General features: G+C 65.6%; 21 protein-coding genes. 10 read left to right on the top strand and 11 right to left on the bottom strand.

Annotated elements, in window-relative coordinates:
• Positions 1–105: 105 nt before the first annotated feature.
• From ABQY74_RS12970 to prmB, 5 genes are all read right to left on the bottom strand, one after another.
• Positions 106–1131 (bottom strand): aspartate-semialdehyde dehydrogenase, encoded by a 1026-nt coding sequence (locus tag ABQY74_RS12970; protein ID WP_039522208.1) that lies wholly within the window; start codon positions 1129–1131, stop codon positions 106–108.
• Between the two features lie 86 nt (positions 1132–1217).
• Entirely contained in the window at positions 1218–2294 is a 1077-nt protein-coding gene (locus ABQY74_RS12975; protein ID WP_245102489.1) for a D-glycerate dehydrogenase, read from the bottom strand.
• Positions 2287–3390: a chorismate synthase gene (gene aroC, locus ABQY74_RS12980; RefSeq protein ID WP_039522212.1), complete on the bottom strand. Its 1104-nt coding sequence runs from the start codon at positions 3388–3390 to the stop codon at positions 2287–2289. Before aroC ends, ABQY74_RS12975 begins: the two co-directional genes overlap by 8 nt.
• A complete protein-coding gene (locus ABQY74_RS12985) occupies positions 3380–3868 on the bottom strand; it encodes a hypothetical protein (protein ID WP_349791716.1) in 489 nt (162 codons plus the stop codon). Before ABQY74_RS12985 ends, aroC begins: the two co-directional genes overlap by 11 nt.
• Positions 3858–4784, bottom strand: a complete 927-nt coding sequence (prmB, locus tag ABQY74_RS12990; protein ID WP_016903701.1) for a 50S ribosomal protein L3 N(5)-glutamine methyltransferase — start codon at positions 4782–4784, stop codon at positions 3858–3860. The genes ABQY74_RS12985 and prmB overlap by 11 nt, the downstream gene beginning before the upstream one ends.
• 80 nt (positions 4785–4864) lie before the next feature.
• Between prmB and ABQY74_RS12995 the strand changes: the two genes are divergently transcribed.
• Positions 4865–5515: an SCO family protein gene (locus ABQY74_RS12995; protein ID WP_024939548.1), complete on the top strand. Its 651-nt coding sequence runs from the start codon at positions 4865–4867 to the stop codon at positions 5513–5515.
• Positions 5512–6360, top strand: a complete 849-nt coding sequence (gene asd / locus ABQY74_RS13000; RefSeq protein WP_349791718.1) for an archaetidylserine decarboxylase — start codon at positions 5512–5514, stop codon at positions 6358–6360. Before ABQY74_RS12995 ends, asd begins: the two co-directional genes overlap by 4 nt.
• A gap of 639 nt (positions 6361–6999) precedes the next feature.
• On the opposite strand, the gene ABQY74_RS13005 is transcribed toward asd, so the two are convergent.
• On the bottom strand, positions 7000–8583 hold the full coding sequence (locus tag ABQY74_RS13005) for a transglycosylase SLT domain-containing protein (protein WP_349791720.1): 1584 nt from the start codon (positions 8581–8583) through the stop codon (positions 7000–7002).
• A gap of 284 nt (positions 8584–8867) precedes the next feature.
• Between ABQY74_RS13005 and ABQY74_RS13010 the strand changes: the two genes are divergently transcribed.
• Positions 8868–10373 (top strand): helicase HerA-like domain-containing protein, encoded by a 1506-nt coding sequence (locus tag ABQY74_RS13010; protein WP_102253847.1) that lies wholly within the window; start codon positions 8868–8870, stop codon positions 10371–10373.
• Between the two features lie 71 nt (positions 10374–10444).
• Here the strand turns inward: ABQY74_RS13010 and nudK are convergent, their stop codons facing one another.
• Entirely contained in the window at positions 10445–11044 is a 600-nt protein-coding gene (nudK, locus tag ABQY74_RS13015) for a GDP-mannose pyrophosphatase NudK (protein WP_039522220.1), read from the bottom strand.
• A 357-nt stretch (positions 11045–11401) separates the two neighbouring features.
• Between nudK and ABQY74_RS13020 the strand changes: the two genes are divergently transcribed.
• Positions 11402–12676 (top strand): hypothetical protein, encoded by a 1275-nt coding sequence (locus ABQY74_RS13020; RefSeq protein WP_349791723.1) that lies wholly within the window; start codon positions 11402–11404, stop codon positions 12674–12676.
• A 411-nt stretch (positions 12677–13087) separates the two neighbouring features.
• Here the strand turns inward: ABQY74_RS13020 and ABQY74_RS13025 are convergent, their stop codons facing one another.
• Positions 13088–14554, bottom strand: a complete 1467-nt coding sequence (locus ABQY74_RS13025) for a rhomboid family intramembrane serine protease (RefSeq protein ID WP_349791725.1) — start codon at positions 14552–14554, stop codon at positions 13088–13090.
• 106 nt (positions 14555–14660) lie between these two features.
• Between ABQY74_RS13025 and greB the strand changes: the two genes are divergently transcribed.
• Positions 14661–15167, top strand: a complete 507-nt coding sequence (gene greB, locus ABQY74_RS13030; RefSeq protein WP_184229539.1) for a transcription elongation factor GreB — start codon at positions 14661–14663, stop codon at positions 15165–15167.
• Between the two features lie 125 nt (positions 15168–15292).
• Here the strand turns inward: greB and rimO are convergent, their stop codons facing one another.
• On the bottom strand, positions 15293–16666 hold the full coding sequence (gene rimO / locus ABQY74_RS13035) for a 30S ribosomal protein S12 methylthiotransferase RimO (RefSeq protein ID WP_065049719.1): 1374 nt from the start codon (positions 16664–16666) through the stop codon (positions 15293–15295).
• A gap of 180 nt (positions 16667–16846) precedes the next feature.
• Between rimO and ABQY74_RS13040 the strand changes: the two genes are divergently transcribed.
• The 4 genes from ABQY74_RS13040 (at position 16847) to ABQY74_RS13055 (ending at position 18813) form a co-directional block, all read left to right on the top strand.
• Entirely contained in the window at positions 16847–17509 is a 663-nt protein-coding gene (locus ABQY74_RS13040) for a dienelactone hydrolase family protein (RefSeq protein WP_047128956.1), read from the top strand.
• Positions 17506–17943: an HIT family protein gene (locus tag ABQY74_RS13045; RefSeq protein ID WP_349791729.1), complete on the top strand. Its 438-nt coding sequence runs from the start codon at positions 17506–17508 to the stop codon at positions 17941–17943. Before ABQY74_RS13040 ends, ABQY74_RS13045 begins: the two co-directional genes overlap by 4 nt.
• A 27-nt stretch (positions 17944–17970) precedes the next feature.
• The gene (locus ABQY74_RS13050; protein ID WP_006452352.1) at positions 17971–18138 is read left to right on the top strand and encodes a LiaI-LiaF-like domain-containing protein; all 168 of its coding nucleotides are present in this window, start codon (positions 17971–17973) and stop codon (positions 18136–18138) included.
• Positions 18139–18627: 489 nt separating this feature from the next.
• A complete protein-coding gene (locus ABQY74_RS13055) occupies positions 18628–18813 on the top strand; it encodes a LiaI-LiaF-like domain-containing protein (RefSeq protein ID WP_349791731.1) in 186 nt (61 codons plus the stop codon).
• Between the two features lie 22 nt (positions 18814–18835).
• Here ABQY74_RS13055 and dcd read toward each other — a convergent pair whose 3' ends face one another.
• Together dcd and apbC are read right to left on the bottom strand one after the other, a co-directional pair.
• Positions 18836–19405, bottom strand: coding sequence for a dCTP deaminase (gene dcd / locus ABQY74_RS13060; RefSeq protein WP_010366727.1), 570 nt, complete (start codon positions 19403–19405; stop codon positions 18836–18838).
• Between the two features lie 96 nt (positions 19406–19501).
• Positions 19502–20353 (bottom strand): iron-sulfur cluster carrier protein ApbC, encoded by an 852-nt coding sequence (apbC, locus tag ABQY74_RS13065; protein WP_024939536.1) that lies wholly within the window; start codon positions 20351–20353, stop codon positions 19502–19504.
• Between the two features lie 340 nt (positions 20354–20693).
• Here apbC and ABQY74_RS13070 point away from each other — a divergent pair, with 340 nt between their 5' ends.
• Positions 20694–23684: a TonB-dependent receptor domain-containing protein gene (locus ABQY74_RS13070; protein ID WP_349791733.1), complete on the top strand. Its 2991-nt coding sequence runs from the start codon at positions 20694–20696 to the stop codon at positions 23682–23684.
• The last annotated feature ends 243 nt before the right edge of the window (positions 23685–23927 follow it).

The raw sequence follows: 23927 nt of genomic DNA on the forward strand, positions 1-23927 counted from the left end.
TTGGTAGGAGATCGACAGTGCATGGGTAGGAGCGCACTTGTGCGCGATGAGGCTTCACTGGGAGAGCTTCATCGCGCGCCAGCGCGCTCCTACGGAACTACCGCGTCAGCCTTCCTGTGCGACCAGCTCGGCCAGCTGCACGGCGTTGAGCGCGGCGCCCTTGCGGATGTTGTCCGAGACGATCCACAGATTCAGGCCGCGCGGATGCGACAGGTCCTCACGGATACGGCCGACGAACACCGCGTCCTTGCCGGAGGCATGCGTGACCGGCGTCGGGTAGCCGCCAGGCTTGCGCTCGTCCACCACTTCCACGCCGGGCGATGCGGCCAGCAGCGCGCGCGCGTCTTCGACGCTGATCTTGTCGCGGGTTTCGATTGCCACCGCTTCGGAGTGACCGTAGAACACCGGCACGCGCACCGCGGTGGGATTCACCTGGATGGAGTCGTCGCCCAGGATCTTGCGCGTCTCCCAGACCAGCTTCATCTCTTCCTTGGTGTAGCCGTTGTCCTGGAAGTCGTCGATGTGCGGAATCAGGTTGAAGGCGATCTGCACCGGGAAACGCTGCGGGTCGATCTGCTGGAAGCTCAGCAGCTCGCTGGTCTGCTTGCCCAGCTCTTCCATCGCCGAACGCCCGCCGCCGGAGACCGACTGGTAGGTCGCCACATTGATGCGCTCGATGCCGTACTTGCGGTGGATCGGGCCGAGCGCGACCAGCATCTGCATGGTCGAGCAATTGGGGTTGGCGACGATGCCGCGCGGGCGCTGCTTCAGCGCTTCGGGATTGACCTCCGACACCACCAGCGGCACGTCGTCGTCGTAGCGGAACGCGGAGGAATTATCGATCACCACCGCGCCGGCGGCGGCGAACTTGGGGCCGTACTCCTTGGACACGCTGCCGCCTGCGGAGAACAGCGCAATGTCCACGCCGGTGGGATCGAAGTTCGCCAGGTCCAGCACATCGACCTTGCCGCCATTGAACTCCACCTGCCCGCCGGCCGAGCGCGCCGAGGCCAGCGCGTACAGGGTGGCGACCGGGAAGTTGCGCTCGGCCAGGATGCTCAGCATGGTCTCGCCGACAGCGCCGGTGGCGCCCACGACCGCGACGTTGAAACGACGGTTTTCGTTGCTCATGAGATTGTCTTTATCGAATAAGGAAAGTGGGGAATACGCTTGCGCAGTGGGTTCGGGGAACCTCCAAAGCTGGCCGCGGAGGTTCCCTATCGTTTGGTCGTGATGGTTTTGCCGGTGCCGGTGCTGGTCGCTTCGCCAGCGCGCGCGCCGCCCTGTTTGGCAGCAGCCACCGCATCGGCATTCAGCGCGCTCGGCGGATGACCGGCATTGGCGCCTTTGCCCAGCGCGGCAATCAGGTTGTCCACCGCCAGCTGCACCATCGCGCGGCGCGTGGCCAGGCTGGCGCTGCCGATATGCGGGGTGAGCACGACGTTGCGCAGGGCCAGCAGCTCGGGACGGACGGACGGCTCGCCTTCGTAGACATCCAGGCCGGCACCGGCCAGGCGCCCGTTGGCAAGCGCATCGGCCAGCGCGATTTCATCGACCAGGCCGCCGCGCGCGATATTCACCAGCGTGGCGGTGGGGCGCATCTTGCCCAGCGCCGCGGCATCGATGATGTGGTGCGAGTCCTTGGTGTACGGCAGCACCAGCACCAGGTGATCGGACTGCGCCAGCAACGTATCGAGGTCCACGTACTGCGCGCCAAGCGCCTGTTCGGTGGTGGCCGGCAGCTGGCTGCGGTTGTGGTACAGCACGCGCATGCCGAAGCCATGCGCGCCACGGCGGGCGATGCCCTGCCCGATCCGGCCCATGCCCAGGATGCCCAGCGTGCTGCCGTGAATATCGGCGCCGAGCATGGTCTTGAACGACCACTGCCCCCACTGCCCGTCGCGCAGCCAGCGCTCGGCTTCGGTGATGCGGCGCGCGGTGGCCATCAGCAAGGCAAAGCCGAGATCGGCCGTGGTCTCGGTCAGTACATCCGGGGTGTTGCTGGCCAGGATGCCGGCTGCGCTGAGCGCATCCAGATCCAGGTTGTTGTAGCCCACGCCGACGTTGGCGATCGCGCGCAGCTGCGGCGCAGAGGCAATTTCCGCCGCGCCGATACGCTCGTTGAGGGTGATCAGCGCACCGTCCAGCGATGCCAGCCGCGCAGCCAGCTCGGCCGGCGAGTACGCGGTGACGCGCGCAGTGGTGGTGAGCTCGAAATGCTCGCCCAGCTGCGCGACGACATCGTCGAACAGCGGCTGGCTGACCCACACCTTGGCGCGGGGCGACTCAGACATCGGCCTGACCGGGAATGCGTGGCGCCACCTCGCCGACATCGCCGCACTGGGCGCGATGACGCAAGGCCTGGTCCATCAGCACCAGCGCCATCATTGCCTCGGCAATCGGGGTGGCGCGGATGCCGACGCAGGGGTCGTGGCGGCCGGTGGTGATCACATCGACCACTGCGCCGTCCGCGTCCACGGTCGCGCCGGGCAGGCGCAGGCTGGAGGTCGGCTTGAGCACCATCGAGGCGGTGATCGCCTGGCCGGTGGAAATGCCGCCCAGGATGCCGCCGGCATGATTGCTGAGAAAGCCTTCCGGGGTGATCAGGTCGCGGTGTTCGGTGCCCTTCTGTGCGGCGCTGGCGAAGCCGTCGCCGATCTCCACGCCCTTGACCGCATTGATGCTCATCAAGGCGGCGGCAAGTTCGGCATCGAGCTTGCCGTAGATCGGCTCGCCCCAGCCCGCCGGCACGCCACCGGCCACCACGTCCACGCGCGCGCCGACCGAGTCGCCGGACTTGCGCAGCGCGTCCATGTAGGTCTCCAGCTCCGGCACCTGCTCGGCATGCGGCCAGAAAAACGGATTGTCCTCGACCGCATTCCAGTCGAAACCGGTCGGGCGGATCTCGCCCAGCTGCGAGAGAAATCCGCGCACCAGCACGCCGTAGCGCTGCTTGAGCCACTTCTTGGCGATCACCCCGGCGGCCACGCGCATGGTGGTCTCGCGCGCGGACGAACGCCCACCGCCACGCGGATCGCGGATGCCGTACTTCTGCCAATAGGTGTAGTCGGCGTGCCCGGGACGGAACTGCTGGGCGATGTTGCTGTAGTCCTTGCTACGCTGATCGGTGTTGCGGATCAGCAGGCCGATCGGCGTGCCAGTGGTGCGGCCTTCGTAGACGCCGGACAGGATCTCGATCTCGTCGGCTTCGCGGCGTGCCGAGGTATGCCGGCTCTTGCCGGATGCACGCCGCTGCAGATCGTGGGTGAATTCTTCCGGCGCGATCTCCAGGCCCGGCGGGCAACCGTCGACCACGCAGCCGATCGCCGGCCCGTGCGACTCGCCGAAGGTGGTGACCGTCAACAGGCGGCCGAAACTGTTACTGCCCATGACGGCATCCTCTCAACATTGCAGCAGGTGGCGTGGCGCGCAGGATGCGCGGCAGGTGACGTGCCGCCACCAGCATCGGTGCCACCGCCAACAGGCCGCTGAACACCAGCACAAAGACATCCAGCTTAATGCGCCCACTCAGCAGCCAATCGGCGAGCAGGTGCAGCGCAACGCCAGTTCCGACCAGCAGGCCGATTGCCACAATGAGCGTGCGGCGCCGATGCGCACGCAAGGCCGCATCCGAACTGACCACCACGATCCACGCCGACACCAGGCCGAAAAACGCCATCAGGCCGAAGCCGATCTCCGCCCCCGCCCTCAACAAGCGCTGTGGCAAGGGACCGCCGTACATCGGGTCGAACAGGCGGTACACCACGTCGATCAAACCGAGCGGAATGCCGACGCCGAAGATGGACACCGGCACCAGCAACAGCAGATCGCTCAGCTGCGGACGCGCGATGGACGACTCAGCGCGCACTGGCCAGCTCGGCGATGCGCGCGCCGTGCGCGATCAGCTCGCGGCATTCGACCGCGAAGATGCCCATCTGCCCCACCTTGAACTCGACCCAGGCCAGATCCACTTCCGGCAGCAGCTTGATCAGGTGCTGCTCGGACTCGCCCACTTCGCAGATCAGCAGGCCATCTTCGCTGAGGTGCTGCGGCGCATCGCGCAGGATCTTCAGCACCAGATCCAGGCCATCGTCGCCCGCACGCAGACCCAGCTCCGGCTCGTAGGAATACTCCTGCGGCAGCGCGTCGGTTTCGTCGTTGGTGACATACGGCGGATTGGTGACGATCAGGTCGTACTGGCGGCCACCCAGCCCGGCGAATAGGTCCGACTTGAGCAGGGTGACATTGTCGGCATGCAGGCGCGCCTTGTTTTCGGCGGCCAGTGCCAGCGCGTCGTCGCTGATGTCCACGCCGTCCACGTCCCACTGCGGGTTGTAGTGGCCCATGGCGATCGCGATGCAGCCCGAACCGGTGCACAGGTCCAGCGCGCGGGTGACTTCGCGGCCGCCCAGCCAGGGTTCGAAGCCGGCCTCGATCAGCTCGGCGATCGGTGAACGCGGCACCAGCGCGCGCGCATCGCTCTTGAAACTCAGCCCGGCGAACCAGGCCTCGCCGGTCAGGTACGCCGCCGGTACGCGCTCGTTGATGCGGCGCTCGAACAGGCCCAGCACCTGCTCCTTTTCCGAGCGCAGCAGGCGCGCCTGGCCATAGGCCGGGCCCAGATCGTGCGGCAGATGCAGGCTATGCAGGACCAGCTGGGTGGCCTCGTCCAGCGCATTGTCGTAGCTATGGCCGAAGGTCAGACCGGCTGCATTGAAACGGCTGGTGCCGTAGCGGATCAGGTCGATGATGGTGTGCAGTTCGTCGGCCGCGGCGGCAGTCATGGCAACAACTAAAGAGGAATCGGCCCACGATTATAGAGGTCGGATCGGTATCATGAGCGTCCGTTGCACTGGAAACCGCCATGTTCAATCGCAATACCGGCATCGTGCTGCTGGTGGCGCTGGCCGCCGGCCTGGGGCTGTTGCTGGGTCAGAAGTTTCTCGGCGCCGCGCCCAGCTCGCCCTGGCCGCCCACCCGCACCATCACCTTTTATCCGCAGCCACGCACGCTGCCGCAGTTCAGCCTGCGCCAGTCCGACGGCACCCAGCTGGTACCCGGTGAGCTGAAGGGACATTGGACGCTGGTGTTCCTAGGCTTCACCTTCTGCCCGGACGTCTGCCCGACCACGCTGACCGATCTGGCGGTGGCGCAGCAGCAGTGGGAAAGCATCCCCGATGGCCTGCGCCCGCGCGTGCTGTTCGTGTCGGTAGACCCGCAGCGCGACCCGCCGGCACGCCTGGGCGAATACGCGCATGCCTTCCACAAGGACACCCTGGCCGCCACCGCCGAGGTGCCGGCACTGCAGCGCTTCGCCACCGCGCTGGGCTTCGTGTTCCAGAAAGTGCCGGGCAAGGGCTTTGCGGACAATCCCAACGACTACAGCATGGATCACTCGGCCGGCATCGCCGTGCTCGACCCGCAGGGCCGCCTGGCCGGGCTGATCCGTCCCCCGCTCGACCCCAAGGCGATCGCCGCCGACCTCCAGCAACTGACCAAGGTAACCGCTCCGTGAGTCTCGTCACTTCCCTGACCTACGTGCTGCCGCACCGGTTGCTGTCCTCGCTGGCGCGCGCACTGGCCTATTCCGATACGCCGTCCACCAAGCAATGGTTGATCGACACGGTCACGCGCAAGTTCGGCGTGGACCTGGGCGAGGCACTGGAACCGGACCCGCGCGCCTATCCCACCTTCAATGCATTCTTCACCCGCGCCTTGAAGCCGGGCGCACGCGTGCCCGACGCCGATCCTGCGGCGCTGCTGATGCCCGCCGACGGCCGCATCAGCCAGCTCGGCCCGATCGAGAACGGCCGCATTTTCCAGGCCAAGGGGCAGTCGTTCACTGCCGCCGAGTTGCTCGGCGACGCCGAAGCGGCGCAGCCGTTCAACGACGGCCTGTTCGCCACCGTCTACCTCTCGCCCAAGGACTACCACCGCGTGCATATGCCGTGGACCGGTACCTTGCGCGAGACCGTGCACGTACCCGGCCGCCTGTTCAGCGTCGGCCCGGATGCGGTGCGCAATGTGCCGCGGCTGTTCGCGCGCAACGAGCGCCTGGTCTGCCACTTCGACACCGACTTCGGCCCGATGGTCTCGGTGATGGTGGGCGCGCTGCTGGTGTCGGGCGTGGAAACGGTATGGAGCGGCGTGGAGATCCCGCGCTACGGCGACCGCATCACGCGCAAGGACTATCGCGGCAAGGGCATCGTGCTGGAGAAGTTTGCGGAGATGGCGCGCTTCAATTACGGCTCGACCGTGATCGTGCTGCTGCCGCCCGGTGTCGCGAAGCTCGATGGCGGACTTGCCGCGGAGACATCGGTGCGCCTGGGGCAGGCGCTCGCCCGTCGCCAGGTGGGCTGATCACCGCCGCGCGCCTGCGAATGCCTGCTTGGGTTGCAAGTGATGCAACGCAGCGACGCCCTCGTAGGAGCGGGCCTGACCGCGACCGGGCCTTCTCGACGACGTTCACTGCGCAGGCGCATGTCGCCCTCCCAGCTTTCGATGTAGAGCGTCCTCGTCTACGTTGGAACTACCCGGACTACTTCGTCGCGGCCAGGTCCGCTCCTACAACGGCGCAGCCCGGCGCGTTGGCCAGATGCGGTACGCCCGCACTGGTCAATGATCCCTCTGACCAGCTCGACGGCCTGTTCCGAGCAAGAACACTTGTCCGCGGCGAAACGCCACCATGACAGCGGCATCGCACTCAGGCTCGCTCGCTACAAGACCGATGCCCAGCCAGGCTCCCACAAGAACGATGCGGGTGTAGGAGCGGGCTCGACCGCGACGTGGCATTCGCAGTGAGGCTGGGGGCTTGCACCTTTCTGACTCCAGCCTCCGATTCAGAACTGCCTTGCCTGTGCTGGAGCTACCGGGACTGCTTCGTCGCGGCCAGGTCCGCTCCTACCGGGGCGCCCGACCGCTTCTAACGGAGCGCGGCTCGGCGCAGCTTGCCGAAGCAACTGGCCGACGTTCTAACCGACGTGGTACTGCAAGCGCTGCTCAGCGATCGCAACCGGCCAGCTTGATGCTTTGCCCTGGCTTGAGCGCATACGACGGCGCCTTCAGGCCATTGGCCTTGGCCAGCTCCTTGATCTCGCACTGGTACTTCTGCGCGACGCGGCCGAGCGTGTCGCCCCTGGCGATGGTGTAGCTGCGCGCCTGCCTGGCCTTGGGCTTGGCGATCGCCGGCTGGCCGGTGGCCACGGTGGTCGGCACGCCGGCCATCGGGCTGACATCGCCCACCGCCACGCTGGGCACGTACTCGGGGGCGCTGCTGCTGCGCACGATCGCGCTGTTGAGATCGGCGGTGATCAGCGTGCGCGCCAGGTCCGCGCGCGGGCCGTTGACGCAGTAGCGCGTGTACAGGCTGACGATGCGGTTGGTGGCGTTGATGACGGTGCCGGCCGGGATCCAGCCATCGGATTCATAACGCGGGTTGAGATTGCGCAACGCACGCATGTAACCGTCGCGCGTGCCCATGCTGCCCAGGCAGATGGTGAGTTCGTAGATGGTGGTCGACTTGGCCAGCTTCAGCGTGGCCGGCTGCGCGTCGAGCTTGGCGAAGTCCACACCGTACTGGCGCGGGTGCAGGAAGATCCATGCCGCGGCGATCACCATCGGCACGTAGTCCTTGGTTTCGGCCGGGAACTGGTTGTAGACATCTTGTTCCCAGAACCCGCGCCCGCCGCTCTGCGAGAACACGCGCGCGGCACGGCCTTCGCCGCCGTTGTAGGCGGCCAGCGCCAGCTCGATGTTGCGGTTGAGCCCGGCCATGCGCTCGTTGAGGTAGGCAGCGCTGGCTTCGGCGGCGCTGCGTGCATCGAAACGCGTGTCGAAGCCGGTGCCGTCCGGACCCAGCCCGAAGCGACGCCCGGTGGCCGGCATGAATTGCATCAACCCGGCCGCGCCGGCACGCGAGCTGGCGTGCACCTTGCCGTTGGATTCCTTGGCCATGATGCCGAACAGCAGCGCCTCGGGCAGGCCGCGCTTCTGCCATTCCGGCCACATCACCCCGCGCAGGTTGCTGTAGTTCTCGTAGCTGGTCAGCAGCGCCGGGCGCATGTCGGTCAGCCAGCGGCGGATGCCGGCCTGCACCGCCGGGTTGTACTGCACCATCTTGTCGAAATCGTGGCGCTGGTCGTTGAGCAGCGTGGCGGCACGCGCCGCCTCGGGCACGCCGTTCGCCGCCGGGCCGAGGTGGTCCGGGTCGGCCTGCAGCAAGGTGTCGTCGTCTTGCGGATCTTCGGCGGCCGGCGCTTCGGCATCGGCGCGCGCCTTCAACAGGCGTTTGTAGGTGGCCAGCTGATTGGCGACCAGGCAGCCGCGCTGCTTGATGCAGGCGTCGATGACGTCTTCCATGTCCTCCAACGCGGCATCGCCTTCGGCGGTGCCCTTGGGGTCGGAGTTGTTCACCAGCACCAGCGCATCGCGGTAACGCTTTTCGGCGGCGGCCATGCGGGCATCGAGCATGGCGGCCTTCTCCGTGTCGCGTTTGGAAATGGCGTGGGCGGCGGGGACGACAGACATCAGCGCCACCACGACCAGAACCGGCCATGGGCGCAAACCAAAATGAGCGAGCGGCATCGTAGGCAGTACAGCGGAAAGGCAGGCAGGGTAGCCGCCTGGGCGACACCGGGGCAAGGCGGCGGGGCCGGCAGGGTCAGTGGGCCGTTAGCTTTGCGGCTGCGCAGCGGTACTGGAATGCCTTGGGGAAGGGCGGCAAGCGGCTGGCACACAGACTGCGTCATTGCACTGCCTGTCGGCGGCTGGCGGCTGGACAGCGCGGTCGAAATCCGGGGTCAAGCCCCGCCCGGTCTGCCCGGCCGGATTGCCCGCTAGAATCCGGCGTTTCCCACCGGATCTACGCTATGGCCTCGTTCCTGCTCGGCAAAGGCGTCACCGACGACATCCCGGTCGCGCTGGAAGGGCGCTTCGGCAATCGCCACGGACTGGTGGCCGGCGCCACCGGCACCGGCAAGACCGTGACCTTGATGACCCTGGCCGAAGGCTTCTCGCGCATGGGTGTACCGGTGTTCCTGGCCGACGTGAAAGGCGATGTCGCTGGCCTGGCGGTGGCAGGCGATGGCGCCGCCGGCGTGCTGCAGCGCGCCACGGAGATCGGCATCGCCGACTACGCGCCGGCCGCCAGCCCGGTGGTGTTCTGGGATCTGTACGGCCAGCTCGGCCACCCGGTGCGCACCACCGTCAGCGAGATGGGCCCTGCCCTGCTGGCGCGCATTCTGGAACTCAACGACACCCAGTCCGGTGTGCTCGACATCGTGTTCAAGCTGGCCGACGACCGCGGCCTGCTGTTGCTGGACCTGGACGACCTGCGCGCGCTGCTTGGACTGGTGGTGGAAGAACGCAAGGAACTGTCCACCAGTTACGGACTGGTCTCCAGCCAGTCGGTGGCCGCGATCCAGCGCGCCCTGCTGCGGCTGGCGCAGGACGGTGGCGAGCACTTCTTCGGCGAGCCGGCGCTGGAGCTGGCCGACCTGATGCGCGTGTCTGCGGACGGCCGTGGTGTGATCGGCATCCTGGCGGCCAATCAACTGGTGCTCAAGCCGAAACTGTATTCCACCTTCCTGCTGTGGCTGCTGTCGGAACTGTTCGAGCGTCTGCCCGAGGTGGGCGACCTGGAACACCCCAAGCTGGTGTTCGTATTCGACGAAGCGCATCTGCTGTTCGACGATGCGCCGGCTGCGCTGGTGCAGCGGATCGAGCAGGTGGTCCGGCTGATCCGCTCCAAGGGCGTGGGCGTGTATTTCTGCTCGCAGTTTCCCGACGACATTCCGGACAACATCCTCGGCCAGCTCGGCAACCGCGTGCAGCATGCCCTGCGCGCGTTCACCCCGCGCGACCAGAAGGCGGTCAAGACCGCGGCGCAGACCTTCGTGGCCAATCCCAAACTCGATGTGGCCACGGCGATCTCCAGCCTGGGCACCGGCGAGGCGCTGGTGTCGCCACTGCAAGGCAAGGGCGTGCCGGCACCGGTGCAGCAAACGCTCATCGCCCCGCCACGCTGCCGCATGGGCGCCATCAGCGAGACCGAACGCGCACAGGTGCGCGCGGCCAGCCCGGTCGGCACTCGCTACGACACCGCGATCAACCGCGAATCAGCTGCCGAACTGCTGGCGCGCCGGGTCGAACAGGTCGCCGAACACAACGCAGCACCGCCGGCACGCACCCGCGAGGACGAGGAAACGCAAGACAGCGGTTTCGGAAAAGCCGTCAAGGATGCCGTGTTCGGCACCGGCCGCCGTCAGGGCATGCTGGAAACGATGGCAAAGCAGACCTCGCGCACCATCGGCAGCAAGATCGGCCAGCAGATCGTGCGCGGCATCTTCGGCAGCATTTTTGGTGGGAAGCGTTGATCAGCATGACCGCCGCCGACATGTCTCGATGACACCTTCGCCCTGAAGGGCTACCGCGTGTTGGCGTGAACTTACCCCAACACGCTATGCAACTTGGCGTACTGCAACAGCATGATGGTCTTGGCATCGGCGATTTCGCCCGAGCCGATCATCGCCAGCGCTGCATCCAGTGACAGCTCGAGCACCTCGATCTCTTCGCCGTCTTCTTCGAGTCCGCCGCCCTCGCTGACCTTGTCGCCGTCGAAGTATTCGCCGACGAAGAAGTACAGGCGTTCGGTGACCGAACCCGGACTCATGAAGGCCTCGAACACCTTGCGCACGTTGTCGATGCGGTAGCCGGTTTCTTCTTCGGTTTCCTTGCGGATGCAGGTCAGCGCATCGTCCTGGTCGAGCAGGCCGGCGCAGGCTTCGATCAGCATGCCGTCGGGATTGCCGTTGAGCAGCGTGGGCAGGCGGAACTGGCGGGTGAGCATCACCGTCTGCTTGGCGCGGCTATACAGCAGGATGGTGGCGCCATTGCCACGATCGTAGGCTTCACGTGACAGGGTCTGCCAGCGGCCGTCCTTGCGCTGAAAATCGAACGTGACCTTGCGCAGCACATACCAATTGTCAGAGAGCACATCGATGCTGCGAATGCGGACCTGCGGGTTGCCGGTGGCAGAAGGATTCAAGCGACACTCCTTGTGATGCGAGCGACGGCAATGCCAGGGGCGCGGCGCGCCCGGTCGCTCGTACTGGCCGCGAGATTGCGGCGGGCCGCTATTTTACCTATTGCCCCCCAGTGCGTCGGACAGACCATGCACGCAACGCATCGATGGTCTGTCGATGCTCGTCCGATGCTATCGGACACAGCGAGCTTCAATGCAATGCCGGCACTGACGCCTGGCCTGGCCAGCAATATCCGGACCGTGCCGGCGACATGTCGCCGGCCTGTGCCCATTCCAGGTTTAATTGACTCGCCCTCCCCCAATTGCGTGACGGCACGCACCACCGCACAATCCGGTCACATCACACGCCTGGGGAGCGTCATGGAAGACCGTTTTCGCGCACGCACGGTTGCCGCGCAGGCCGCGCCGGCACCGTTCTGGACCCGCATTCCCGCCATTGCCACCTATCCGCTGCGCGGCTCGGCGCTGTACGCATTGATTGCGCTGACGCTGTGTAGCGCGCTGCTGGTGCTGCCCGGCATCCTGAAACTGGTGGTCGCCGGCGTGCTGGGCATGGCGACCTACACCTATGCCTTCGACATCCTGCGCCATACCGCCGACGGGCAAGCCGACGCTCCCCGGCTGGGGTACAACAGCTTCGACAGCGCGGTGCTGCGGCTGGTCCTGCTGGCGCTTGCGCTGGGCATCGTCATTGGTGCGGCGGGCGTACTGGCGGGCAAGCCTGGCCTGACCATCGCCTATCTTGCAGCCCAGTTGCTGCTGCCGGGCATGATGATTGCGCTGGCCATCGACGGCAGCCTGCGCCGCGCCCTCAATCCGGCCTTGTCGATCGACATGGCAGTGCGCATCGGTTGGCCGTATCTGGCCGCATACGGTCTGCTGTACGTGATCCAGGGCAGCGCCACTGCGGCGATCTTCATTGCGGTGAAGTATCTGCCGCCGATCGTGCGCGAGGCGACGATGGTGATCGCCTCGATCTGGAGCCTGTTCGCCAGCTTCCACCTGATGGGGTATCTGGTCTACCAGTACCACGAAGAACTCGGCTACGTGCCCAGCAGCGATGCGGCGTTCGAGCGCGAAGACCCGGATCAACGCCTGCTCGACGAAGCCGAACAATACCTGCGCGACGGACATTCCGACGAGGCATTCCAGGCCCTGCGCGGGGCGGTGCGTTCGCGTGCGGTGAGCCTGGCGGTGCACGAGCTGTATCAACGCCTGCTGCGTCAACACCATCGCAACGATGAACTGCGCGAGCACACCCGCCAGTACATCAACCGCCTGCTGCAGGAAAAACAGGAGCGTCGCGCGCTCGCACTGCAGCGCGAAGCGCTGGACGGCGACTCCACGTTTACCCCGCTGACGCCTGAGCAAGCCACCTTGCTGGCCGAGCGCGCCAAGATGGCCGGGCAATTCCAGCTGGCGACCGACGGCCTGCTTGCAGCAATCGCCGCATGGCCGCGCGATCGGATGATGCCGGCATGGTCGCTGGATGCCGGCCTGCTGTTGGGCGAGCGGTTCGGCCGCGATGAGCAGGCGCGCGAAGTGCTGCAAAACGCACTGACTCAATGCGACGACGATGCACTACGCGCGAAGCTGGAAGCCGCGCTGAAAGCGGTGGCGATTCAACCAGCTTGAACAGCCAACAAAATTTTAAAGGCGACAGGTAAATCCCCAAAATTGGCGCATCTTGCGACATGCACTGCTCGCAGCCCTGCACACCGACCATCTCGACGGGTCCTTGCCCGCCCACCGTCGCGGGACCTTACGCGGCATGGATGCCGCGTAAGAGCCTACAAGGACGTACTCGCGGCGTGTCCTGCGATGGTGGGCGGGTAAGGACCCTGCAGCCAGGCTGCAGATCCACCGCTCTGCAACTGATCCATCCGCGCTAGATAATTCTGCTCGAGGCAGAAGACACAACAGCAACCCGGACCTCGCGTAGCAGCGCCTTTCAAGTGCAGTCAAATGCCAGGTCAAAAGCTCGATGAGTCGAGCGCGCGGCGCCCTCACCGCTCGCTTTGGCAACACGGATCAAGCAGAAACCACTCACCCGTTCTCGAGCAAAAAGCGCGCCTTGCTGGCCTGTGCCTGCTCGGGAAACTGCTCCAGCAACTGGCGCAGCAAGCGCGCACGCTGCGCGCCGTCGTGCAGCTCGCCGTGTCGCAGGGCCAGCACGAACCAGTGGTGCGCCAGCTCGGCGCGCGGCATCCCCGACTCGCCTTCCTTCAACAGACGTTCGGCATCGGCCAACAATCCCGTGCGCAGGCATGCGCCGATCAGTGCCGTGCGCGCCGATGGCGCGTACCCGATCCCGGCCTTGCTCAGTTCGGTAGCGACTATCAGCTGGATGCGCGTCTGTTCGGCGTGGTGCGTGTGCAGCTGCAACAGCGTCTGCGCATGCTGCACGCTGTCCTGGTTGCGGCCGGCATTGCGTGCGGTGCGATAACGCGCCAGCGCCACGTCCAGGTTATGCGGCTGCTCGCTGGCCAGCTCTGCCAACAGGCGTTCGGCTTCCACGTTCTCCATGCGTCCCAGATGCCGCTGCGCGCGCTCCCAGCGATCGTCCACCAGCACTGCCTCGCTCTCCTGCATGAAGGACGGGCGCGTGCGCCGCAACAGCACCAGTACGACACCGAGCAGGGCGCCACTGACCAGCCCACCGGCGTGTGCCTCGAAGGCGACGCTGCCGTTGTCGCTCCATAGCAGGCTGTACAGCTCCCAGCCCAACCACAGCGGCAGCAGCAGGATCGCCGGCCCGCGTACGTAATCGAATACCACAAAGAACCAGTAGAAGAAGCGCACCTTGCGCCTGCCCCAGACCACGCAGAACGCGCCCATCAAGGCAGCGATCGCACCGGAGGCGCCCAGGCCGCCGCCCGGTGCGCCCCAGCGCCACCACAGGCTGGCCGCGCTGGCACCGAACCCGCCGAGCAGATACAGCAGCAGGAACCAGCCGCTGCCGATCGCACCTTCCAGCAAGGTGCCCAGCGCCAGCAGAAACAGCATGTTGCCCAGCAAATGATCGAAGCTGCCATGCAGGAAGGTGGCCGTCAGCATCCTCGCAGGTGACCACTCGGAGCTACGCTGCAGATGCCGCAGCGTGAACACCTTGGACAGACGCGCATCGTAGGGCCCGCGCAATGCGCGCCATTCACGCAGACGCTGCTCGTCCTTGAACAACGCGCCGCTGCGCAATGCCTCTGTAAAGGCCAGGTCGTGCATCGTCAGCTGCGCCAGATAGGCAAGGCGTTGCCGCGCAGGCACGCTGCCCAGCTTGCCCTGGCGCGCAGCGCGCAACTTGGTGTCGTCGGTCTGCTGCAGATAGCGCTCGTGGGCTTGCGCCTCCACTGCACCGAGGCCCGACTCGACGTAGTAGCGCACCGCGTTTTCGACCAGCGCGTCGTCCTTGCGCTGATAGCCCAGGTAGACCACCACATTGACCAACACCAGCAGCAGGGTCACCCAGGGAATGTTCTGGCGCGACCAGGGTTTGTGCAGCGGCATCAGCAACATGACAACGTCCGTGTCCCAGAAAGCGCAAAGCTTCGCTGTGCGACGGCAGATGCGCAAGCCGGCCATGCGCGCTAGCATCGCGGCCCCGCTGTCCGATACACCGCCCATGAGCCGCTGGCGCCCGCCCGCCGAAAAAAGCACCGCACTGATCACGCCCGACGGCCACGCCCGGCTCAAGGCCGAGCTGGAAGAGCTGTGGCGCGTGCGTCGGCCGGAGGTGGTGCGTGCACTGGCCGCCGCCGCGGCAGAAGGCGACCGCTCGGAGAACGCCGAGTACACCTATCGCAAGAAGCAGCTGGGCGAGATCGACCGCCGCGTGCGTTATCTGAGCAAACGGCTGGAAGCGTTGCGCGTGGTGGATACCGCACCGACCGATCCGCGCGCGGTGTTCTTCGGCGCACAGGTCGAACTGGAGGACGCCGACAGCGGCGAGCTGCTGCACTACCGCATCGTCGGCCCGGACGAAACCGACGCCGGACGCGGCTGGATCAGCATCGACTCGCCCTTGGCGCGCGCCCTGCTGAAAAAAAGCGTGGACGACGAGTTCGAAGCGCAGTTGCCGTCGGGCAAGCACACCTTCGTGGTGGTGTCGGTGGATTACGCCACTCAGTAGGCGAGTGATCGCACTCTGCTGACCTGCATGTAGGAGCGCACTTGTGCGCGATGGGGCGTTATCGATAAGGCCCCATCGCGCGCAAGCGCGCTCCTACGGACAGATGTGCAAGGACCAGCGTCCAGTTACACCATCTGCAGATTCAACGCGCGTCCTTGCTGGATTGCGACATTGGCCGGCAATGCATCGCCGAACAGATCGTGCTCGTCACTGTCGGTGATTTCCACATCGACCAGGTCGCCGACCTTCAAGCCGCGCTCGCCGCCGTTCTGGATATGCACCAGGCCGTCGATTTCCGGGGCGTCCGCGCGTGAGCGCGCCACCGCGATATCGTCTTCGATCAGGTCGACCAGGCATTGCTGCACGCTGCCGATCTTGGCCTCCAGCCGCGCGGCGGAAATCTCCGCCTGCCTGGCCATGAAGCGCGCCAGACGCTCCTGCTTGAGCTCTTCCGGCACCGGGTCCGGCAACGCGTTGGCGCTGGCACCTTCCACCGGCGAATACGCAAACGCGCCGACGCGATCGAGCTGGGCCTGATCCAGGAAGTCGAGCATGGATTCGAATTCGGCATCGGTCTCGCCGGGGAAGCCGACGATGAAGGTGGAGCGCACCGTGATCTCCGGGCACATCGCCTTCCAGCGCTGCACGCGCTCGAGGGTTTTTTCCACCGCACCGGGCCGCTTCATCAGCTTGAGGATGCGCGGGCTGGCGTGCTGGAACGGGATGTCCAGGTACGGCAGCAGCTTGCCTTCGGCCATCAGCGGAATCACATCGTCCACGTGCGGGTACGGATACACGTAGTGCAGCCGTGTCCACACGCCCAGCTCCGACAGGCCTTCGCATAGCGCCTTCATGCGGGTCTGGTACATGCGATCGCGCCACGGGCGCTCGGCATATTTCAGGTCCACGCCGTAGGCCGAGGTGTCCTGCGAGACCACCAGCAATTCCTTGACCCCGCCGCGGACCAGCCGCTCGGCTTCGCGCAGCACCTCATCGACCGGACGCGAGGCCAGATCGCCGCGCATCGAGGGAATGATGCAGAAGCTGCAACGGTGGTTGCAGCCTTCGGAGATCTTCAGGTACGCGTAATGGCGCGGGGTCAGCTTGATGCCGTAGTCGGGCACCAGATCCACGAACGGGTCGTGGCGCGGTGGCAATGCGGCGTGCACCGCCTCCATCACGCTCTGGTAGTCCTGCGGGCCGGACACCGCCAGCACCTGCGGGTAGGCCTCGCGGATCTGTTCCGGGCGCTTGCCCAGGCAGCCGGTGACGATCACCTTGCCGTTGGCGTTCATCGCCTCGCCGATCGCGTCCAGCGACTCGGTCACCGCCGAGTCGATGAAGCCGCAGGTGTTGACCACCACCACGTCGGCAGCGTCGTAACTGGGCACGATGTCGTAGCCCTCCACGCGCAACTGGGTGAGGATGCGTTCGGAGTCGACGAGCGCCTTCGGGCAGCCAAGGCTGACGAAGCCGACTTTGGGGTTCAGCTGGGACATGGAAGCAGGAGCCTGGGAACGGAGCGGCCTGGGGCCTGAGTGGAGTAATTATAGCGGCGCGCGGGCAGCGCTCTGAACCGCGCTGCGGGCAGGCAAGGTCATCTTAGCGAGACCCTCACCTGCAGCGCCGCCGATCCGGTCGATAATGCGCGCCTTCCCCCTACCGCAGCAGGAGTTCCCATGGGTCACTGGACCACGCTCGACACCCCCGACGGCCAGGTCGCCGCCTGGCACGCCACCCCGACCTCCAGCCCGCGCGGCGGCCTGGTGGTGATCCAGGAGATCTTCGGCGTCAACGAACATATCCGCGCGGTGGCCGACGATTACGCCGCACGCGGCTACGAAGTGCTGGCGCCGGCCTTCTTCGACCTGGAAGAGAAGGACGTGCAGCTGCCCTACGACCAGGAAAGCCTGCAGCGCGGCCTGGCACTGGCCAATGCGGTCGGCCTGGAGCGCGCGGTGGAGGTGGTCAAATCCGCCGCCACCCTGCTCGGCCGCGCCGGCAAGGTCGGCACCGTGGGCTATTGCTGGGGCGGCTCGGTGGCGCTGCTGTCGGCGATCCGCCTGGGCCTGCCCTCGGTGAGCTACTACGGCGGCCGCAACACCCAACTGCTGGACGAAACCCCGAAGGCGCCGGTGATGTTCCACTTCGGCGAGCAGGACACCAGCATTCCGCCCGAGGCGATCCAGGCCCACCGCGAGAAGCTGCCGCAGATGGAAACCTTCGTGTATCCGACCGGCCACGCTTTCAACCGCAGCATCGACCCCACCCACTACGACGCCGACAGCGCCGAGCGCGCGCTGCAGCGCACCCTGGGCTTTTTCGAAGCGCATCTGGGATGAGCGGGACTGCAGCCGGCATGTCCGAGGCGAGCGGCTTCCAGCTCGATGCGCGGCTGGCCGCAGACAGCGTGTTCGTCGCCGACGGACCGCTGTCGCAGGTGCGGCTGATGGACGACAGCCGCTTCCCGTGGCTGGTGCTGGTGCCGCGCGTGGCCGATGTCAGCGAGTGGATCGATCTGGATGGCGGCCAGCAGCGTCTGTTGCTGGCCGAGATCAATCAGCTCTCGCAGTTGCTGCGGGTCGAGCCCGGGGTCGCCAAGCTCAATATCGGCGCGCTGGGCAACATCGTGCGGCAACTGCACGTGCATCTGGTCGGCCGGCAGCCGGGCGATGCGGCCTGGCCTGGCCCGGTCTGGGGCAGCGGCAGCGCGCAGCGCTTCGAGGCCGACGCGCTGCACCAGCATGTCGCTGCGTGGGCGCAGCGGCTACGATAGGCGCCCGTCTCACAACCACCTTTCCGCATGAAATCCAATGTCGTCGCCGCGCTGATCCTGATCCTCGTCGGCCTGCTGTTTCTGGCCAACAACCTGGGCTGGACCAATGTCAGTCTTGGCCGGCTGATCGCCACATGGTGGCCGGCGGCGTTGGTCGCCTGCGGTGTGGGGATGTTGTTTGGGCGCGGCAAATAGCCGGGAATCGGGAATCGGGATTGGGGAATCGTAAGAGCGCGCTTCTGGCGCTGTTGATTCCCGAACTACCCGGCCGTGGCTGCTGATCTGTCACTGATTGAATGCGGCAATGCGCCTTGAGGCGCGGCTCTCGCCCGTGCGGGTGATGGGCGTTAGCGCCCATAGATATGGAATGGGAGCGATTCCAGCAGTCGATCAGCCCCAGCGCCTGGTCAGAGCGCCGACATCCCTTCTCCCATCGGGAGAGGGTGCCCCGAAGGGGCGGATGAGCGTACGCGTGGAGCCTCATCCGCTAGCCGACTGCATCCGTAGAGAGCCAGGGCTCCTGTATCCCTGAGACTGCCAGCGAACACGACACGGCCACCAATGCAGCCATGACCTTGCGGCCTTGCTGACATGACGTTTGTCATCTGCAAGTGTTGACTTCCGGCACCTGATCGGTGGGTGTATTGCGCGCAGCATGGGCGCACACCTACCGAGGACATCGCCATGCACTATCGCCTGATTCCCGCCCTGTTCCTGATCACGCTGGGCACGCTGTTTCTGCTGGACAACCTCGGGCTGGCCCGTATCGACCTGGGCAACCTGGTGTCGACCTGGTGGCCGGCGTTGCTGATCGCCGCTGGCATGCGCCAACTGCTGCGCTACCGCGAGCGAGCCACCGCGCCCTGCTGAAGGCCGCGGCCGCTCCACTGCATCAGGTGCGCGGCAGGGTCACGCCGGTCTGGCCCTGGTACTTGCCGCCGCGGTCCTTGTACGAGGTCTCGCAGACTTCGTCGGACTGGAAGAACAGCATCTGCGCCACGCCTTCGTTGGCGTAGATGCGCGCCGGCAGCGGCGTAGTGTTGCTGAATTCCAGCGTGACGTGGCCTTCCCATTCCGGCTCCAGCGGGGTCACGTTGACGATGATGCCACAGCGCGCATAGGTGCTCTTGCCCAGGCACACCACCAGGGTGTCGCGCGGGATGCGGAAGTATTCCACCGTGCGTGCCAGCGCGAAGCTGTTCGGCGGGATGATGCACACATCCGATTCGATATCGACAAAGCTGCCCGGATCGAAGTGCTTCGGGTCGACAATGGTCGAGTTGATGTTGGTGAAGATCTTGAACTCGCGCGAGCAGCGCACGTCGTACCCGTAGCTGGAAGTGCCGAAGCTGACGATGCGCTGGCCGGCGGCATCGTGCTTGATCTGGCCGGGCTCGAACGGCTCGATCATCGCGTGCTGTTCGGCCATGCGCTTGATCCAGCGGTCGCTCTTGATGCTCATACGGTGTTCCTTGAAGACGGAAGGCGGCAGGCCGAGCGGCCCGCGCGAAAGGCAGCGAATTCTAGCAAGCGACCGGCACCAGCGCCGGCCTGCGCGCTACAGCAGCGAAGCCGAAATCGGGATGCTGGCGCGCGGCCGCTTGCCCAGCTCCTCGGACAGGCGCGCGGCAGCGGCCAGATAGGCCTGCGCTGCCGCCGACTCCGGCGCGGCCACCACGATCGGCTGGCCCGCATCGCCCTGCTCGCGGATCGCGATCGCCAGCGGCAACGACCCCAGCAAGGGCACGCCGTACTGCGCGGCCATGCGCTCGCCGCCGCCCTCGCCGAACAGGTGTTCGCGGTGGCCGCACTGGCTGCAGGTGTGCACCGCCATGTTCTCGACGATGCCGAGCACCGGCACCTCGACCTTTTCGAACATCTTCAAGGCCTTGCGCGCATCCAGTGTGGCGATGTCCTGCGGCGTGGTGACGATGACCGCGCCGGCCACCGGGATCTTCTGCGACAAGGTCAGCTGGATGTCGCCGGTGCCCGGCGGCAGGTCGATCAACAGGTAATCCAGGTCGTCCCACAGGGTGTCGTTGAACAGCTGGGTCAGTGCCGAGGTTGCCATCGGCCCGCGCCAGATCATCGGCGTGTCCTGATCGACCAGCAAACCGATCGACATCGCCTCGATTCCGAACGCGCGCAAGGGCTCGATCGACTTGTTGTCCGGGCTGTCCGGCCGCCCGCTCAGGCCCAGCATCGCCGGCACGCTCGGCCCGTAGATGTCCGCGTCCAGTACGCCGACGCGCGCGCCCTGCTGACGCAAGGCCAACGCCAGATTCACCGCGGTGGTGGATTTGCCCACCCCACCCTTGCCCGAGCCCACCGCGATCACATTGCGGATCCGCGGATGCGGCGCCAGCGCGCCCTGCACCGCGTGCGCGGGGATTCTGCGCTCGCCGCTCATGCGCGTGCGCTCCGGGAGGGGTCGATCACCTTGCTTGAAGCGTATTGAACCATCGTCGTCATTGCCTGCCTGATTCGTCGTGCGCTGCCAACACAGCGATGGCTGCATCGCCAGGCGCAGCGCATGGGGAGACCGTCAGTTTACCGGCTCGGCCATAGGCAGATGCGTTTCAAGCTGCCACCAGACATCGGCGCTGCTCGCTTATCCATGTGTCAAATAGCGACAAATTTCACAAATGTGGACACATGATTAAGGAATTGTTACGTTCGGGATTCAGTTCAGCCAGCGCTCAGCGAGCACAGCTGTTTCGCAAAAATCCCAGCGAGGAATCCGCAAGGTCATGTCGAGCCGTCTTCCGCAACACACCCAGCGTCATCGTTTGAGCACCGCGTTGTTTGCGGTGCTGGCCGCGTCTGCCGGCCACGCTGCCGCGCAGTCAGAAAACGGGGTCGCACCCGGCACCACCGATCTGGACAAGGTCACTGTCACCGGCTCGCGCATTGCGCGTACCGGCTTTGTCACGCCCTCGCCGGTCACCGCAATCAGTGCCGAGGAAATCCGCGCCACCGGCGCGACCACCATCAGCGACCTGATGGCGCGCATGCCGGCGCTGGCACCGAGCTACACGCTGGGCAATTCCACCCGCTTCATCGGCACCGCCGGCCTGGGCCTGCTCGACCTGCGCGGCATGGGCGTGGACCGCACCCTGGTGCTGGTCAACGGCCGCCGCCACGTGGGTTCCAGCCCGGGCTCGACTGCGGTGGACGTCAACACGATTCCGGTGGAATGGGTGGAACGCGTCGAAGTCATCACAGGTGGTGCCTCGGCCGTCTACGGCGCCGACGCAGTGGCCGGCGTGGTCAACTTCATCCTCAAGAAGAACTTCACCGGATTCGAGACGCGCGCGCAGACCGGCCTGGCCGATGAGGGCAACTACAACCGCTCCTTCGCCAGCTTCTCGGCAGGCACCGACTTTGCGGACGGCCGCGGCAACATCGCGGTGTCGGGCGAATACAGCAAGCAGGACCGCTTCGGTCGCGGCAACCGTGCCATCGGCCGCGAGTATCTGGTGTCGGTTCCTAACCCGGGGTTCGATCCGAGCCAACCGCCGAGCGAGCGCAATCCGCAGAACGTGCTCAGCGGCCCGGGCGGCAATCATTCCACGTCCTACGGCGGCACCTTCAACCTGGGCACCTTCGATTTCCGCAACCCGGCCAGCTATGGCAACCGCTACCTGTTCAACCAGGACGGCAGCTTCCGCCGCAACCGCTACAACGGCACGGTGGTCAGCAACACCTCGTGCGTGAATTGCGATTTCGTTGATCTGAATGCGGTCGCCGACCTGCAGCCCGGCTTCGATCGCAAGAGCGTCAATACCATGATCAACTTCGAGGTCAGCGAGAACCATCGCCTGTTCTTCGAAGGCAAGTACAGCGAAACCGATTCGGAATTCTTCGGCCAGCCGGCCTTCGACAGTTCGCTGCGCGTGCGTCGCCAGAATCCGTATGTCAGCCCCGAACTCGGTGCGCTGATGGATTCGCGCGGTGCCACGCAGATCCTGATGAACCGCTTCAACGTCGATGCCGGCCGTCGCGGCGAGAACATCGAACGCAAGACCTATCGCGCAGTGCTCGGTGCCGAGGGCAACTTCACCGATAACTGGACCTACGACGTGTCCGCCAACTACGGCAAGACCACGGTCGACCGCTTGAATCTCAACAACCGCATCAACGAGCGCTGGCAAGCCGGTATCGATGCCGCACGCGATGCCAGCGGCAACATCGTCTGCCGCACCACGCTGGATCCGAACGCGATCAATCCGCACACCAATCGCGTCTATTCGGCGCTGGCGCGCGAAGGCTGCGTGCCGTTCAGTGTGTTCGGCAACGGCGCGGTGACTCCGGAAGCAGCGGCATGGTTCAACACCACCGCGCGCTCGCAGGCCAAGATCCAGCAGACCGTGTTCAGCGCATCGGTGGCCAACAGCAACCTGCTGTCGCTGCCGGCCGGCGACATCGGGTTTGCCGGTGGCGTGGAATACCGCAAGGAGCAGAGCGAGGAAATCACCGATCCGCTGGCGGCCTCGGGAGCGACCTTCCTCAACGCCATCCCCAATAGCGGTGGCGAATACACCGTCAAGGAAATCTTTGTCGAGAGCACCATTCCGTTGCTTGCCGGCTTGCCGGGCGTGGACCGGTTGGCACTGGATGTGGCAGGACGCTATTCGGACTACGACAGCATCGGCTCGACCAAGACCTGGAACGTGGGTCTGGACTGGACCATCATCCCGTCGCTGCGTCTGCGCGGCACCGTGGCACAGGCAGTGCGCGCGCCCAGCATCGGTGAGCTGTACGACTCGCAGAGCGAAAACTTCGCGACCATCAACGATCCCTGCAACTACCTGCCGACCAATACCAACCGTCCGGGCACCGCGGGCGATGTGGCATTGCGCCAGGCCAACTGCAGTGCGCTGGGTGTGCCGGTGGGCTGGATCGATACCTTCACCTCCACCCGCCCCGGCGTGAGCGGCGGCAACCCGGAACTGAAGCCGGAGCGCGCGCGCAGCCTGTCCTATGGCCTGGTGTGGCAGCCGGAGTTCTTCGACGGCTTCGGCATGTCGATCGACTACTGGCGCATCGACCTGCAGGACGCGATCGGCACCGTGACCGCAGAGACCAATGCCACGCGCTGCGTGGACAATCCAGGCGGCATCAACAACAGCTTCTGCGGCTTCGTGCAGCGCGCCCCGCTGGGTGGATTCACCGACCCGCAGGGCCGCATCTATCCCGAGCACAGCATCATCGGCTGGCAGGCGCTCAACGAAAACCTGTCACGCTCGCGGCGTGTGGGCGTGGATCTGGAAATGGACTACCGCTTCCAGCTCGGCGAAGGCAACACCGTGCTGCGCCTTGTCGGCACGCGCCTGATCCAGTCGCGCGAATGGGTGTTCCAGGACTTCCCGGCCGAATACGACGAGTACGTGACCTACGTGACCGACCCGCGCTGGCGCGCGCAGTTCCAGACCAAGTACAACTGGAACGAATGGCGTGCCTCGTGGGACATGAACTATGTGGACGGCAACCTGCGCGTGACGCCGGAGAGCTACAACAGCAATCCGGGCTCGGCCAGCCCAATCAAGAACGGTTCGTACACCTACCACAACTTCCAGTTCGGCTATCAGTTCCCCGGCTCGAAGATCGACGTCTACCTCGGCATCGACAATGCCTTCGACAAGGACCCGCCGCGCAACTACTTCGGCTCGGACTTTACCTCCGCGCTGTACGACAACATCGGCCGGTTCTTCTATCTGGGCACGACTGTCCGGTTCTAAGGCCTGTTGACGACGCATCAAAAAGACCCCGTTCGACGGGGTCTTTTTTTGACTTCATGTTTCATATGAAACCAGTAACTCCGGACGCGACACTCTCAAGATGAACGCGGCGCCATGTAGCGTTCGGTTAATCGGCGCAATGTCATGCCGCATCGCACGCACTGACAAAAATGAATACTCGTGCCGCACACGTCCGCGATTGTTCGCATGCCCTGCAATTTGTGCGCAGATCCGCATATTTGA

Source organism: Xanthomonas sp. WHRI 7064 (genome assembly GCF_040202355.2).
Taxonomy (GTDB): Bacteria; Pseudomonadota; Gammaproteobacteria; order Xanthomonadales; family Xanthomonadaceae; genus Xanthomonas; species Xanthomonas arboricola.